The sequence below is a fragment of the Streptomyces sp. NPDC021212 genome, from assembly GCF_044332925.1.
Lineage (GTDB): Bacteria > Actinomycetota > Actinomycetes > Streptomycetales > Streptomycetaceae > Streptomyces.
The window spans coordinates 332797-348299 of the sequence record NZ_JBIRPZ010000009.1; the positions used below are offsets into that span (position 1 = coordinate 332797).

General features: G+C 73.5%; 9 protein-coding genes. 6 read left to right on the top strand and 3 right to left on the bottom strand.

Going from position 1 to position 15503, the window contains the following annotated elements; genetic code table 11:
* Nucleotides 1–40 precede the first annotated feature (40 nt).
* Nucleotides 41–1165 carry a GuaB3 family IMP dehydrogenase-related protein gene (locus ACH4SI_RS25410; RefSeq protein WP_063736842.1) on the top strand — a complete coding sequence of 375 codons (1125 nt, stop codon included), beginning with the start codon at nt 41–43 and terminating at the stop codon, nt 1163–1165.
* Nucleotides 1166–1246: 81 nt separating this feature from the next.
* Here ACH4SI_RS25410 and ACH4SI_RS25415 read toward each other — a convergent pair whose 3' ends face one another.
* Nucleotides 1247–1921 (bottom strand): hypothetical protein, encoded by a 675-nt coding sequence (locus ACH4SI_RS25415; RefSeq protein WP_398299298.1) that lies wholly within the window; start codon nt 1919–1921, stop codon nt 1247–1249.
* A gap of 314 nt (nt 1922–2235) precedes the next feature.
* On the opposite strand from ACH4SI_RS25415, the gene ACH4SI_RS25420 reads away from it, so the two are divergent.
* Together ACH4SI_RS25420 and ACH4SI_RS25425 are read left to right on the top strand one after the other, a co-directional pair.
* Nucleotides 2236–3384 (top strand): rod shape-determining protein, encoded by a 1149-nt coding sequence (locus tag ACH4SI_RS25420; RefSeq protein WP_398299300.1) that lies wholly within the window; start codon nt 2236–2238, stop codon nt 3382–3384.
* Between the two features lie 145 nt (nt 3385–3529).
* Nucleotides 3530–5689: a DUF6049 family protein gene (locus tag ACH4SI_RS25425; RefSeq protein ID WP_398299302.1), complete on the top strand. Its 2160-nt coding sequence runs from the start codon at nt 3530–3532 to the stop codon at nt 5687–5689.
* Between the two features lie 44 nt (nt 5690–5733).
* Here the strand turns inward: ACH4SI_RS25425 and ACH4SI_RS25430 are convergent, their stop codons facing one another.
* Nucleotides 5734–7005, bottom strand: coding sequence for a nucleotide sugar dehydrogenase (locus ACH4SI_RS25430; protein ID WP_398299304.1), 1272 nt, complete (start codon nt 7003–7005; stop codon nt 5734–5736).
* Between the two features lie 233 nt (nt 7006–7238).
* Between ACH4SI_RS25430 and ACH4SI_RS25435 the strand changes: the two genes are divergently transcribed.
* Nucleotides 7239–8945 (top strand): glycerol-3-phosphate dehydrogenase/oxidase, encoded by a 1707-nt coding sequence (locus ACH4SI_RS25435; protein WP_398299306.1) that lies wholly within the window; start codon nt 7239–7241, stop codon nt 8943–8945.
* 212 nt (nt 8946–9157) lie between these two features.
* On the opposite strand, the gene ACH4SI_RS25440 is transcribed toward ACH4SI_RS25435, so the two are convergent.
* On the bottom strand, nt 9158–10393 hold the full coding sequence (locus ACH4SI_RS25440; RefSeq protein ID WP_398299308.1) for a serine hydrolase domain-containing protein: 1236 nt from the start codon (nt 10391–10393) through the stop codon (nt 9158–9160).
* A gap of 212 nt (nt 10394–10605) precedes the next feature.
* Here ACH4SI_RS25440 and ACH4SI_RS25445 point away from each other — a divergent pair, with 212 nt between their 5' ends.
* Nucleotides 10606–12675 carry a serine/threonine-protein kinase gene (locus ACH4SI_RS25445; protein ID WP_398299310.1) on the top strand — a complete coding sequence of 690 codons (2070 nt, stop codon included), beginning with the start codon at nt 10606–10608 and terminating at the stop codon, nt 12673–12675.
* A gap of 161 nt (nt 12676–12836) precedes the next feature.
* Nucleotides 12837–15485 carry a protein kinase gene (locus ACH4SI_RS25450; protein ID WP_398299312.1) on the top strand — a complete coding sequence of 883 codons (2649 nt, stop codon included), beginning with the start codon at nt 12837–12839 and terminating at the stop codon, nt 15483–15485.
* The last annotated feature ends 18 nt before the right edge of the window (nt 15486–15503 follow it).

Consider the following 15503-nt stretch of genomic DNA (forward strand, 5'->3'; position numbering starts at 1 on the left):
ATACTGGTACGGCAGAACAAGCCAGCGAAAGGCACCCCACGTGACTGAGATCGAGATCGGGCGCGGCAAGCGCGGCCGCAGGGCGTACGCGTTCGACGACATCGCCGTCGTGCCGAGTCGTCGTACCCGGGACCCGAAGGAGGTCTCGATCGCCTGGCAGATCGACGCCTACCGCTTCGAGCTGCCGTTCCTGGCCGCCCCGATGGACTCGGTGGTCTCCCCGCAGACCGCCATCCGCATCGGCGAGCTGGGCGGCCTCGGGGTGCTCAACCTCGAGGGCCTGTGGACCCGGTACGAGGACCCCGAGCCGCTGCTCGCCGAGATCGCCGAGCTGGACGAGCGCACCGCGACCCGCCGGCTCCAGGAGATCTACGCCGAGCCCATCAAGGAAGAGCTGATCGGGCAGCGTTTGAAGGAGGTGCGCGACTCGGGCGTGGTCACCGCCGCCGCCCTGTCGCCGCAGCGCACCGCCCAGTTCTCCAAGGCCGTGGTGGACGCCGGGGTCGACATCTTCGTCATCCGGGGCACCACCGTCTCGGCCGAGCACGTCTCGGGCGCGGCCGAGCCGCTGAACCTCAAGCAGTTCATCTACGAGCTGGACGTCCCGGTCATCGTGGGCGGCTGCGCGACGTACACCGCCGCGCTGCACCTGATGCGCACCGGCGCGGCCGGGGTGCTCGTCGGATTCGGTGGCGGCGCCGCCCACACCACCCGCAATGTGCTGGGCATTCAGGTGCCGATGGCCACGGCGGTGGCCGATGTCGCCGCCGCCCGCCGGGACTACATGGACGAGTCCGGCGGCCGCTATGTGCACGTGATCGCCGACGGCGGGGTCGGCTGGAGCGGCGATCTGCCGAAGGCGATCGCGTGCGGCGCCGACTCGGTGATGATCGGTTCGCCGCTGGCCCGGGCCACCGACTCGCCCGGCCGCGGCCACCACTGGGGCATGGAGGCCGTGCACGACGAGGTGCCGCGCGGCAAGCGCATGAACCTGGGCGTGGTCGGCACGACCGAGGAGGTCCTGCTCGGCCCCTCGCACACCCCGGACGGTTCGATGAACTTCTTCGGCGCGCTGCGCCGGGCGATGGCGACGACCGGCTACTCGGAGCTGAAGGAGTTCCAGCGCGTCGAGGTGACGGTGGCCCCGTCCAACGACAAGCGCTGAGCGCTCGCACACACAGGGGAAGGCCCCGACCCGCATCGCGGTCGGGGCCTTCCCCTGTGTGCCGTCCTGGGCGCTTGACGGTCAGCGGCTGTTGCCGACCCGGAAGGCGGTGCTGGCGGCGGCCAGCGGGGAGAGGATCAGGAAGATCCAGGTGATCGCGTCGGAGTCTTTCTTCCAGCTGTCGAACAGGTCGCCGAAGTGCTCGAAGAAGATCTCGTTCGCGGACGGGATCTTGGCTGAGGCCGCGGCGGCGCCACCGATCTTGTCCACGTAGTTGGCGGTCGCGTCGTGCAGGATCAGCGCGTAGCCGTACAGCTCGCCGATGAACACGCCGACGAGCGCCAGCACCGCGCCGACCACCCACAGCCCGACGTTGCGGCCACCGAGCTTGGCGACCACGAGGCCGACGAGCGCACCGAGCGCGACACCGGCGTACGCGAACTTCGTGATCTCCGGCGGGTTCGAGTCGGTGTCCGCGAGCGCGCTCAGCAGGAAGGCGTACGCCAGCGCGCCGACGAGCGCGGCCGCGACCGCGGCGCCGACCGCGGCGAGCGGGTTGCCCTGGCGGCCCACCTGCGGCGCGGGCGGCGGGAAGCCGCCGGCGAACTGCGGCTGGGGCGCGCCGGGCTGAGGCTGCTGGGGCGGCGCCTGCGGGTAGCCGTAGCCGGGCTGCGGCGGCGCGGGCTGCTGCGGGTAACCGGCCTGCTGCTGCGGGTAACCGCCTGGCTGCTGCGGCTGCTGCCAGTTCTGGCTCATGAAATCCCCCGGTATGAAGGTGACTTCGCGTTCGGGGACGGCCGTGGCCCAGGTGCGGCGACGGCAGGAACGCGAATGATTCGAGCCATAAAAGTAACAGGAGTGCATGACAACCAGACAAGTCGCTTCTGGCTCCGTGACACGCCTGGGACCGGACGGAGACATGGTGTCCGGGTAAAGAGGGATATTGAATCCGCTGTTCGGTGATGCGCCGCACGGCCGGATAACGACCGCACGGCAGTGGGGGATCCGCACGATGGAACGAATCTCGGCGGTGGCGGGACAGAATCCGGCATAAGCAATAATGTCAACTTATGGCGCAGAACAAGTCGTTCACTGGGCGAGACATGGGCATCGATCTCGGCACCGCGAATACGCTGGTGTACCTGCGGGGCAAGGGCATCGTGCTCAACGAACCGTCGGTCGTGGCGGTCAACACCGTCGACGGCAGTGTGCTGTCGGTGGGTTCGGCGGCAAAGGAGACCATGGGGCGGACCCCGACGAACATTGTCGCCGTTCGACCGCTCCGGGATGGGGTCATCGCCGATTTCGAGGTCGCCGAGCGCATGCTGCGGTACTTCATCAAGAAGGTGATGGGCAGTCGGCGGTTGGCCCGCCCCCGCGTCGTCGTCTGTGTGCCGTCGGGCATCACCGGGGTCGAGCGGCGCGCGGTGATGGAGGCCGCGACGCAGGCCGGGGCGCGGCAGGTGCATCTGGTCGAGGAGCCGATCGCGGCGGCGATCGGCGCGGGCCTGCCGGTGGGGGAGCCCACCGGCTCGATGGTCGTCGACATCGGCGGCGGTACGACGGAAGTCGCCGTCGTCTCGCTGGGCGGCATCGTCACCGCGCGCTCGGTGCGCACGGCGGGCGACGCGATGGACGTCGCGATCAGCACGTACGTCAAGAAGCAGTACGCGCTGGCCATCGGGGAGCGGACCGCCGAGGAGATCAAGGTGTCCATCGGGTCCGCCTCACCGACCGGCTCCTGGGCGGCGCCGCGCGCCGGAGCGTTCGCCCGGCTGACGGAGCGCAACGTCGAGGTGCCCGACAGCGGTGACAACGAGGACACCCAGGCCCTGCTGCCGCCCGACCGCTGCACCATCCGCGGCCGGGACCAGGCCACCGGACTGCCCAAGGTCCTCGAGCTCACCGCGGACGAGGTGCGGCACGCGCTCGCCGAGCCGGTGGACAGCATCGTCGCCGCCGTCCGGTCCACGCTGGACGAGACCCCGCCGGAGCTGGCGGGCGACATCATGGACCGCGGCATCGTGCTCACCGGCGGCGGCGCGCTGCTCAGCGGTCTTGACGTGCGGCTCGGCCGCGAGCTGGACATCCCGGTGCTGATCGCCGACGACCCGCTGGACTGCGTCGCTGTCGGCACCGGCCGCTGCGTCGAGGACTTCGCGTCGCTCCGGGCGGCGATGGACGCCAACCCGCGCCGCGCGGACACCGTGCGGGTCTGACGGAGCCGCACCCCACCATCGGGCCGCCCGGGCGTGCGGTCCGGGATCCGCCGTGATGCGCTGGACCGGAGCGGATGGATTCGGACCGGATCGGACCGGGTGGATCGGACCGGCCGGATCGTCAGGCGGGAGGTACGGCGGCGAGGTGACGGCAGGAGCACGGGCGTACGGGCGGACGATCGCCGTGGCGGTCGTGCTGCTCCTACCCGGCGGGCCCGCCACGGCTGCCACCCCGGCCGGCGCCACGGCCGCGCCCGCCCCGCGCCCTTACCCGCTCACCGTCGCACTGCGGTCGCTGGGCCCCGCCGTGATCCGCCACGACGGCGACATCAGGATCAGCGGCACCGTCACCAACACCTCCGGGCGCCGGATCACCGGCGCCCACATCGGGGTGCGCATCGGGGCGGCCGGATCCGCCGACACCCGCGGCGCCCTCGCCGAGCACGCCGCGCGCACCACCCTGACCCGCGCCGACGGCCCCGAACTCGCCGACCGCACCGCCCGCCTCGCCCCGCTCGACGCCCACGCCGGGCGCCGCTTCGACCTCACCCTGCCCGTCTCCGGCCTCGGACTGGACGGCGCGGGAGCGTATCCGCTCACCGTGACCGCGACCCGCGCGGACGGCCCGGTGCTCGGCCTGACCCGCGGCTATCTGCCCGTCTACCCCGACGGCACCGACCTGGAGCGGCTGCGCACCACCGTCCTGTGGCCCCTCACCGACGTTCCGCACATGGAGGCCCTGACCCGCCGCACCGGCGACGGCAGGGTGCTGCCGGTCTTCCGCGACGACGCGCTGACCGCCGCGTTCGGCCCCGGCGGGCGGCTGCGGAGGCTGGTCGAACTGGGCGCGGACCAGCCGGTGACCTGGGCCGTCGACCCCGATCTCATCGTCCAGGCGCAGGCCATGGCGCGCGGCTACCGGGTCGCCCGCACGCCCGGCAGCAGCGATCCGCAGGAGGCCGGTCCCGGCAAGGGCGGCAAGGCGGCGGCCGGCTGGCTGGCCGCGCTGCGCAAGGCGGTGCGCGGCCGGGACGTCATCGCCCTGCCGTACGCGGACCCCGATCTGGCCTCGCTCGCCCGCGGCGCCGACCCGGCACTGGCCGCGCTGCTGCGCCGTGCGTCCGCCACCGGCACCGCCGTGGTGAACCGGGGCTTGAGCGTCCGCGCCCGCGACGGGGTGGCCTGGCCCGCGGCCGGGATGCTGGACGCCGGGGTCGCCGGGTACGCCCACCGCCTCGGCCTGGACACGGTGCTCGCCTCCGGCGAGGGGCCCGGCCCGTACGGCGCGGCGCTCGTCGCCGGGGGCGCCACGGACGACGGGGCGGTCGCGCTCGGCCACGGCACCACCGCGCTGACGTACGACGCGACCCTCGCCTCCCTGCTGTTCCGGAGCCACCCGGCCGCGGGCGCCGCCGGGGAGCCCGCCCGGCTCGCGCTGCGACAGCGGCTGCTGGCCGAGACCCTGACGGCGGTACGGGAGCTGCCGTACGCGGCGCGCGACCTGGTCCTCGTACCGCCGCGCCGGATGCCCGTCGGGGTCGCGCGGACGCTGCTCTCGGCGCTGGCCGAGGGTCAGGAGGCGGGCTGGCTGGAGCCGTCGCGGTTCGAGGTCGGCCTGCGGGATCCGGAGGCGGGGGAGTTGCGGGACGCCGGCGGCCGTCCGGCCGGGCTGCGGGAATCCGAGCTGCCGCCGGAGCGGCTGGCGGCGGTGGCCCGGGACCGGCGGCGGCTGCGCGCGCTGGCGAAGGTGCTGTCCGACGCGCGGGCCACGGTGGCGTCGGTGCGCGCGGCGCTGGCGCGGTCGGTGTCGACGGGCTGGCGGGGCGACGCGGCGGGGGCGCGCGCGTACCAGGAGGGCGTGGCCCGCTATCTGACCGCCTCGATCGCCTCGGTGCGGCTGGTGCCCAAGTCGACGGTGGTGGTGGCCGGGGGCTCGGCGACCATCCCGGTCACGGTCGCCAACGGGCTCCAGCAGGACCTCACCGGGGTCGAGCTGCGGGTGCTCTCCAGCCGCCCGGAGCGGGCGCGCGCGGTCGACCGCGCCGTGGACGTGCGGGCGTCGCGGGCGGTGAGCCGCACGGTACGGGTCCGGGTGAGCGCGCACGCGAACGGGCCGGTGCGGCTCACCGCCCAGCTCTACACCAGCGCCGACGGGCGGCCGTGGGGAGCGCCGATGACCTTCACCGCCGATGTGCGCTCGGTGCCGTCGGGCGCGGTCGCGTTCGTGGCGGGCGGGGTGGGGCTGATCGCGCTGGCGGCGGCGCTGCGGCTGCGGAGCGCGCGACGGCGCGCGCCAGGCGGCTAGGGGGTGTCTTGTCGATCAGGCCGGCATGATCGGCGAGACACCCCCTAGAGCCGGTGGGCGGTGCCCGCCGGGCTCGCGCCGCGGGTGTCCAGCAGCAGCTGGGCCTTGACCGCCAGGCCCTGGAGGTCGTAGGTGCGGTGGTGCTGGAGCAGCACGGTCAGGTCCGCCTCGGCCGCCGCCTCGTACACCGCGTCCGCGCGCGGCACCGGGCGGCCGAGGACCCGCCAGCCCGGCACGTACGGGTCGTGGTAGCTCAGGCGGGCGCCCAGCTCCATCAGGCGGGCGGCGATCTCGCGCGCCGGGGAACCCTCCTCGTCCGCCACGTCCGGCTTGTAGCTGACGCCGAGCAGCAGGACATGGGCGCCGCGCGCCGACTTGCCGTGCTCGTTGAGGAGCGCGGTGCAGCGCTGGGTGACGTAGCCCGGCATCCGCCCGTTGACCTGCTGCGCCAGCTCGACCATGCGCAGCGGGAGGCCGAGCCCGCGCTGCGGGTGCGTCATCCGGTCGCAGGCGATCGGCGCGCCGTGGCCGCCGACGCCGGGGCCGGGGCGGAAGGACTGGAAGCCGAACGGTTTGCTCTCGGCGCAGCGCACCACGTCCCACAGGTCGACGCCGTTGTCGTGGCAGAACGCCGCCATCTCGTTGACCAGGGCGATGTTGACGTGCCGGTAGTTGGTCTCCAGGACCTTCACGGTCTCGGCCTCGCGCGGCCCGCGGGCGCGGACGACCTTTTCGGTGAGGCGGCCGTAGAACGCGGCGGCCGCCTCGGTGCAGGCGGCGGTGAGGCCGCCGATGACCTTGGGGGTGTTGGCGTAGCCGTAGACGCGGTTGCCGGGGTCGAGGCGGCCGGGGGAGTAGGCGAGGTGGAAGTCGCGCCCGGCCCGCAGCCCCGACCCCTCCTCCAGGAGCGGACGCAGGAATTCCTCGGTGGTGCCCGGGTACACGGTGGATTCCAGGAGAACAGTGGTGTGCGGGCGCAGCCACCCCGCCAGCGTGCGCCCCGCCTCGCCGACCGCGGACAGATCCAGCCGCCGGTCCTCACCGAGCGGGGTGGGGGAGCAGATGACGGCGGTGCGGACCCGGCCCAGCTCGGCCGGGTCGGTGGTGGTCCGGAAGCCGCCGGAGATCATCCGGCGCAGCTCGGCGGCGGTCAGCGAGCCGTCGCCCGCCCCGGTGGGCAGCCGCCCGGCGCGCAGCTCGTCGGTGGCCCGGGAGTCCGGGTCGTAGCCGATCGTACGGACACCGGCGGCGGTGGCGGCCTGGGCGAGCGGGAGGCCGAGATGGCCGAGTCCGATGACGGCGAGATCAGCGGGCATGACTTCGAGCAGTCCTTCCCGAGGCGATTCCGGATGGCGCAAAGGCAGACTAAGCGGAAATATGACTCGTATTCAGTATTGACGGAGGTTGGCGACGCGGTGTTGCGGTCACCGGCAGGGGAGGACCTGCGTGGCAGGGCCTCACGGGCCCGGACCCGGCATGGCACGGCGAGGAGAAGGCCAGGAAAATCGGCAGGCGAGCGTCGTGACGTCGATCACAACGGGAGGCAGCGGTGAAAACACCGGCACTGGGACCGGCCGAGCGCGGCGAGGCGCTGGCCCGGATGGCGGACCGTGAGCTGGACGTGCTGGTCGTGGGCGGCGGCGTGGTCGGCGCGGGCACCGCGCTCGACGCCGCGACCCGCGGCCTGGAGACCGGCCTCGTCGAGTCCAGGGACTGGGCCTCCGGCACCTCCAGCCGCTCCAGCAAGCTCGTCCACGGCGGCCTGCGCTACCTGGAGATGCTCGACTTCGCCCTCGTCAGAGAGGCACTGAAGGAGCGCGGACTGCTGCTGGAGCGGATCGCCCCGCACCTGGTCAAGCCCGTCCCGTTCCTCTACCCGCTCAAGCACCGGGGCTGGGAGCGGGCGTACGCGGGGGCGGGCGTCGCCCTCTACGACGCGATGTCGATCTCCTCCGGGCACGGCCGCGGGCTGCCCGTCCACCGCCATCTGACGCGGACCCGCGCGCTGCGCGTCGCCCCCTGCCTCCGCAAGGACGCCCTGGTCGGGGCGCTCCAGTACTACGACGCCCAGGTGGACGACGCCCGCTTCGTCACCTCCCTGGTGCGCACCGCCGCCCGGTACGGCGCACACGTCGCCAACCGGGCCAGGGTGGTCGGCTTCCTGCGCGAGGGAGCGCGCGTTGTCGGTGCCCGGGTGCATGATCTGGAGCAGGGGGGTGAGTTCGAGGTCCGGGCCCGCCAGGTGGTGAACGCCAGCGGGGTGTGGACGGACGAGACGCAGGCGCTGATCGGGGAGCGGGGCCAGTTCCACGTGCGCGCGTCCAAGGGCATCCACCTCGTCGTGCCCAGGGACCGCATCCACTCCACGACCGGGCTGATCCTGCGCACCGAGAAAAGCGTGCTGTTCGTGATCCCGTGGGGGAGGCACTGGATCATCGGCACCACCGACACCGGCTGGGACCTCGACAAGGCGCATCCGGCCGCCTCCAGCGCCGACATCGACTATCTGCTGGAGCACGTCAACGAGGTCCTCGCGGTGCCGCTGACCCGCGACGACGTCGAGGGCGTCTACGCGGGCTTGCGCCCGCTGCTGGCCGGGGAGTCGGACGCGACCAGCAAGCTCTCGCGCGAGCACACGGTCGCCCATCCGGTGCCGGGCCTGGTGGTGGTCGCGGGCGGCAAGTACACGACGTACCGGGTCATGGCCAAGGACGCCGTGGACGAGGCGGTGCACGGCCTCGACCGGCGGGTCGGGCCCTGCGTCACCGAGGACGTGCCGCTGGCCGGCGCCGTCGGCTACAACGCGCTGTGGAACGCCCGGGCCCGCATGGCCCGGCGCACCGGGCTGCACGTCGCCCGCGTCGAACACCTGCTGAACCGATACGGCGCGCTCACCGAGGAGGTGCTGGAGCTGATCGCCGCCGACCCGCGGCTCGGCGAACCGCTCACCGCCGCCGACGACTATCTGCGCGCCGAGGTCGTCTACGCCGCCTCCCACGAGGGCGCCCGCCACCTGGACGACGTCCTCACCCGGCGCACCCGCATCTCCATCGAGACCTTCGACCGGGGCACCCGCGGCGCCCGCGAGGCGGCCGAGCTGATGGCGCCGGTGCTGGGCTGGGGGCAGGAGCAGATCGACAAGGAGGTCGAGCACTACGAGAAGCGGGTGGAGGCGGAGCGCGAATCGCAGCGGCAGCCGGACGACCTGACGGCGGACGCGGCCCGGCTGGGCGCCCCGGACATCGTGCCGCTCTAGGGGGGTGTCTTGCCGATCATGCCGGGCTCCCGACGCCCGGCACGGCACCTCGCGGCCCCGCGCTCGTCGCACGCAGCGCCTCCCCCAGCTACCGCTGGGAGGTGCCCCCCGCGCTCTCCTCACGCGGGTTGCGATGTACCGCGCCCTCAGCTACCGCTGGGAGGTGCCCCCTGACGCCGTTCGCTGATCCGGCCTGATCGACAAGACACCCCCTAGGCGACGGGCCCCGGCCGGTGGACCCCGACCAGCGGGACCCGGCTGTCCGGCGAGTCCCGGCTGGCGGACCCCGGCGGTCGGGCCGGGCAGAACTCCGCCGTGAGCAGGGCGTTCTCGGCGTCCGGATCCGGCGGCCCGGCGCTGTTGAGGCGGTAGACGAGGGTGTGGCGGCCGTCGCGAGTGGCCACGGCCAGCGCGTACGAGCCGTTGACCTGGCCGTTGTGCCCCCACACCGTCCTGCCGCACGGCAGCTTCACCGGGAACAGGCCCATCCCGTACCGGCCGCCGGACGCCGAGGTGTCCTCCATCCGCCGCAGCTGGGCCTCCGGCACCGCCTTGCCGCGCAGCAGCGCGCCGAGGAAGCGGGACAGATCGTCCAGCGTGGAGATCATCTCGCCCGCGGCCCCGGCCGAGGACGGGTCGAGGTCGGTGACGTCGCGCCAAGCGCCGCCCCGGGAGTCGTACCCGATGCCGTGCGGGGCCGGGAGGGTGGTGCGGGCGCCGGGGAACGAGGTGTCGCGCAGCGCGAGCGGGCCGAGGACCCGGCGCTCGGCCTCGGTGGCGTACGAACGCCCGGTGACCTGCTCGACGACCATGCCCAGCAGGACGTAGTTGGTGTTGGAGTAACCCCACTTCGCCCCGGGCGCGAAGGCGGGGCGGTGGGCGAGCGCGGTCCGTACCAGGAAGGCGGGGTCGTAACGCTTGGTGTCGTCCGCGCTGTCCGCGCCGTCCGTGGCCGACAGCCGGCGCGCCAGCACCGGGTCGGCCGTGTAGTCGAACAGCCCGCTGGTGTGGGTGAGGAGCTGGCGGAGGGTGATTTTTCGGCCATTGTTGCCATGGCCGCGCACCAGTCCCGGCAGATGCTTCTCCACGGTGTCGGACAGGTCGAGCCTGCCCTCGCCGGACAGGCGCAGCGTCAGCGCCGCGATGACGGTCTTGGTGACGCTGCCCGCCCGGAAGTGATCGTCCCGCTGGATGCGCCGCCCGCTCCGGGTGTCCGCGACCCCCGCCGTGGTGAACCGGGTCACGCCCCCGTCCCGGACCAGCGCCGCGGCCCCGGGCGCCTCACCGTCGGTCACCAGCCGCCGCACGGCCGTCCGTACGGCCCCGCGGTCCTCCCGCGCGGCGGCCTTCCGGCCTCCGCCGCCCCCGCTCGCCCGGACGTCCGCCTCCGCCGTACAGCTCGTCAGCACGACGGCCATGGCCGCGACCAGCGCCACGACGGTCGGCATACGGTCTCGCCTGTGCCATCGTATGGCGGAGATGGGCATGACACGGGCCTTTCCGTTCCCTGCGGACCCTCCGATGTTCGCAGGTGCCGGGACGGCCGCCGCACCGTGCCCGCTCGACGCCCGGACCCCGGGATTTCCCGGGGGCGTGGATGAGAGACAATGGGGGCTCTCCCAGGGTGGGTTCAGGGTGGGTTGATTCGCAGAGGGGTCGCATGTCGGAGGCCGAGAAGACGCAGGGTTCGACTGGGCGCCTCCTCGCCGGGCGTTACCGGCTGGGGGAGATCCTCGGTCAGGGCGGCATGGGCACGGTCTGGCGCGCGAGCGACCAGACCCTCGGCCGTACGGTCGCGGTCAAGGAGCTGCGATTCCCGTCCAGCGTCGAAGAGGACGAGAAGAGACGGCTCATCACCCGCACGCTGCGCGAGGCGAAGGCGATCGCCCGGATCCGCAGCAACGGTGCCGTCACCGTCTACGACGTGGTCGACGAGGACGACCGCCCCTGGATCGTCATGGAGCTGATCGAGGGCCGCTCGCTCGCCGACGTCGTCCGGGACGACGGGCCGCTCACCCCGCGCCGTGCCGCCGAGGTCGGGCTCGCCGTCCTCGACGTGCTGCGCGCCGCCCACCAGGCGGGCATCCTGCACCGCGACGTGAAGCCGTCCAACGTGCTGATCTCGGACGACGGCCGCGTCGTCCTCACCGACTTCGGCATCGCCCAGGTCGAGGGCGACCCGTCCGTCACCTCCACCGGCATGCTCGTCGGCGCTCCCTCCTACATCTCCCCGGAGCGGGCCCGCGGGCACAAGCCCGGCCCGCCGTCCGACCTGTGGTCGCTGGGCGGCCTGCTGTACGCGGCGGTCGAGGGCGTGCCGCCGTACGACAAGAGCACGGCCATAGCGACCCTCACCGCGGTGATGACCGAGCCGGTCGAGCCGCCGAAGAACGCGGGCCCGCTGGAAGAGGTCATCTACGGTCTGCTGGTCAAGGACCCCGACCAGCGGCTGGACGACGCCGGTGCGCGGGCGCTGCTGGAGCACGCCCTGAGCGCCCCGGCGGACACCGCCTCGAAGACCCCGCCCGCCGACGCGACCCGCACGATGACCCTGCCGCCCGCCCCCTCGGCGGAGGACGAGGCGGCGGCGGAGGCCAAGTCCGCGGCGGTCGCGGAGCGCGCCCGGGGCGCGCTGAAGTCCGTACGGAACGCGAAGACCGAGCCGAAGGCGGACCCGGCGAAGAAGCCGGAGCCGTCGAAGAAGGCCGAGTCCGCGAAGCCGTCGACGTCCGCGGCGGCCTCGCGGAACGCGCAGACCTCGAAGAAGGCGGACCTCACGAAGAAGGGGGAGTCGGCCGCCGGTTCGGCCGCTTCCGCTTCGTCCGCTTCCTCTGGTTCCTCCTCCGCTTCCGGGAAGCCCGAGGGCGCGGCCGGCTCGTACCCCTCGGTGCCGCCCCGCGCCCCGATCACCGATGTGGTCTCCAAGCGGACGCTGATCATCATCGCGGTGGTCGTGGTCGTCATCGTGGGCACCGTGCTCGCCATCGTCTTCAGCGGCGACGACAGCGACAGCGCCAAGGGCAAGTCCGGCCCCAAGGCGTCGGCCTCGGCCAAAGCCTCGGATGACCGGCAGAGCGGCAAGGACTCCGGCGCGTCCGGCAAGGCGAACACCCAGGCCCCCGACGGCAAGACGTCCGGCGGATCGAAGGAGCAGGCCGGCTCGGACGCGTCCAAGGGCGACGACGCCGACGACAACGGCGGCAAGGACAAGGGCAAGGGCGGCAGCGGGGACGACGGCGGAAGCGGCGGCAAGGAGGAGGGCAAGGGCGCCTCCGTGCCGAGCGGTTACGAGACCGTCAACAGCTCCGACTTCCCCTTCACCATGGCGATGCCCAAGGGATGGTCGGTGCACCCCGGGAGCTACAGCGGCAGCCGAAAGTACTACGGCGGCCCCAGCATCCCGCGTATCCAGATCGACTTCACCTCCTCCCCGAAGCCCGACGCCGCGGCCGAGTGGCGCAAGGGCGAGGCCGCCGCGCGGAGCAGCATGTCCGGGTACAAGAGCCTCGGCATCAAGTCGGTGGACTGGCGGGGCTACCCGTCCGTCGCGGACTGGCGGTTCGAGCGTGACCAGGACGGCAAGCACGTACGGGTGCTCAACCGCGGCTTCAAGGCGGACAGCAGCCATGGCTTCTCCATCATGATCACTTGCGAGGCGAGCAAGTGGGACGAGAAGGAGTGCCGGACGCTCCGCGACACGGCGTTCAAAACCTTCGACATCACGGACTGAGCACTCCTGTCGGCGAAGCGTCGCGCGGGCCCGTATCGTGAGTGCCCGTAGACCGTGCGCAGTCGCATGAACCCGCCAAAACGACCATAATTGACGGCTTAGCGCTGTGCTGATCGCATAAGGGACGTTGATCGCGCTGATCATGCGCTAGGGGAGGCGTCGTGGACGAGTACGCGGGCCGGGTGCTGGCCGGCCGCTATCGCCTGCCCCTGCCGCCCGCCGACGAGTACGAGTTCGCCGAGACCCGCGCCTTCGACACCTACAGCGGCCAGCAGGTCCATCTGCGGCAGATACCGCTTCCGGAGGTCGTCGACGCCGAAGTCGTCGACGACGACGGCCACCCCGGCGGTGCGCCGAACGGGACGTCCCGTACCGCCCGGGGCGGCGGCGACCCCGCCGTACGGCGCGCCCTGGACGCGGCGACCGCCGCGGCGCAGGTCCCCGACCACCCCCGGCTCGGCCAGGTCTTCCACGTCTTCGCGGAGGCCGGAAGCCTGTGGATCGTCAGCGAACTCGTCGCCGGGCGCCCGCTCGCCGCGCTCCTCACCGAGCGGAACCTGTCCCCGCACCGCGCGGCCGAGGTCGCCAACGACGTCCTGACGGCGCTCCGCGCGCTCCACGCCCACGGCTGGACGCACCGCAACATCACCACCCGCACGGTGCTGTTGTGCGACGACGGCCGCGCGATGCTGACGGGCCTGGCGGCGGGCGCGGCGGAGGAGGCGCTGTGCGGCTACGACCCGGTGCCGAGGCCGCCGGTCGAGGGCGCGGACGGGCCCGGCGCCGGACCCGCGTCGCCGCAGCACAAGGCCGCGGAGGACGACGGCTACACCCCCACGCCGCCCGACGGCACTCCCATGGTCACGCCTCCACCGGCCCTTCCGCACGGCTACGAGAGCGCCGCCCCCGACCAGCGTCCCGCCGCGCAGGGCCCGATGTACCGCGACCAGGGCGCGGCGGGCGGCTTCCCCACCCCGCGCGGGGCGGACGACATCGGCCAGGGGCCCCGGGCGTACGGATATCCGGAGTCGGCAGGACCGCACGAACACCACGGCCACCGCCCGGACTTCACCGGTACGGACACCGGGCCGGCTCCCTGGGAGGGGCTGGAAGCGGAAGGCGAATGGGCCGCCGACGGGTCCGGGCACATTCCGGCGCAGGGCGCCCCGGACGACGCACAGGGCGCGGCCGCGCGCGCCGCGCGGGCCAGGGCCATCGCCGCGTACGCGGCGGGAGCCCGCGCGGCCGCCGCACGGGCCAACGCCGACGCCCCCCGGCACACCGCCCAGGAGGCGGACCCGCTCACGGGTGGCGGCGCACCCTGGCCTTCCGATTCCGCCGTCGGTTTCCCTTCCGCTTCCGAATCCGGTTCTGGTTCCGGTTCTCCCTCGCCGGACGGCATCACGGTGCCCCGGCAGCCGAACGGGGAGGACGGCGGCGGTTCCTGGGACGGCGGCGGTACGGCGGACGACGCCCCGCCGCGCGGCCCCGCCACCGCGCTCGCCGCCGAACGGGCCCGGCAGGCGCGCATCGTCGTGGTCGGCGCCGTCACCGAGCGCTGGGCGCCCGAGCAGGCCGGACCCGTACACGAGAACTGGCGGCTGGCACCGCCCGTCGGCCCCGCCGCCGACCTGTGGGCGCTCGGCGTGCTGCTCTTCCGCGCCGTCCAGGGCCACGCCCCGTACCCGGAGGAGAACGCCGCCGAGCTGGTGCAGATGGTGTGCGCGGAGGCGCCCGCCTACGCGGAGGAGTGCGGTCCGCTGCGGCCCGTCGTCGAGTCGCTGATGCGCCAGGACCCCACCGAGCGGCCCGACTTCGAGGAGCTGCGCGGCTGGCTGCGGTCGCTGATCAGATCGGCGCCGGAGCCGGACGTCGGCAGCAGCACGGTCACCGTTCCGTCCATCGGTCCGGGCGGCGCGTCCGACCCCAAGCGGCTGCCGATCGTGCGCCGCCGAGGCTGGCTGGTGCGCAAGGGCCGGGGCCGCCCGGACCAGGCGGCGGCCGCGCACGGGCGGCACAAGCGGGCGAGGCAGGCCGTGCGCGAACCGTCCCCGGCGCCGCGGCGCGAGCCTCCGCGCCGGGAGCAGACCCCCGGCCGCAAGCCGCGCAGGCTGGGGCGGGTGCTGCTCCTGCTGATACTGCTGGCCCTGGCGGCTGCCGTGCTGTACGCGACGATGTTCATGCCGCGTCACGAGGACACCGGCGGCCGGGACCGTACGGGATCGGCGGGCGTGGGCAGCCCGGCGCCCACCAGCGCCCACGACCCGGCGTCGCCGTCCGGCGAGGGCAAGGGCAAGGGCGACGGCTCGCCGGACTCGGGCTCCGACGAACCCCAGTCCACCGAACCGGCCGGTCTCGCGAAGGGCTTCGCGGTCCGCAAGGACCCCAAGGGCTTCTCCGTCGCCGTCCACGAGGGCTGGACCCGGCGCGGCGAGAACGCGCGCGGCCAGATCCGCTACATCGGCGGCGACATCGAGCTGGTGATCGTGGCAGGGCGGGACAAGGTGTCCGAGTTCGGCACCGACCCGATGGCGTACCAGCAGAACCGGGAGGCCGAACTGGCCGCCTTCCGCGACTCGGCGTGGGCGTCGTCGTCGGGACTGAAGCGAATAGACGTCGGGAAGACGGCGATGGCCGAGGGCCAGTTCAGCTGGCGCGACAGCAGCGGCCGCAATGTGTACGCGCGCAACCTGGCGATGCTCATCGGCGGCCGCTACCACGTGGTTCTGGTGATCGGCCCCGCCGACGAGCGCCGCGCGGTGAACAGCCACTTCGAGCAGGCGACGGCCACGTACAGCACGACGGGCTGACACGCGTCCGGCGGTCCG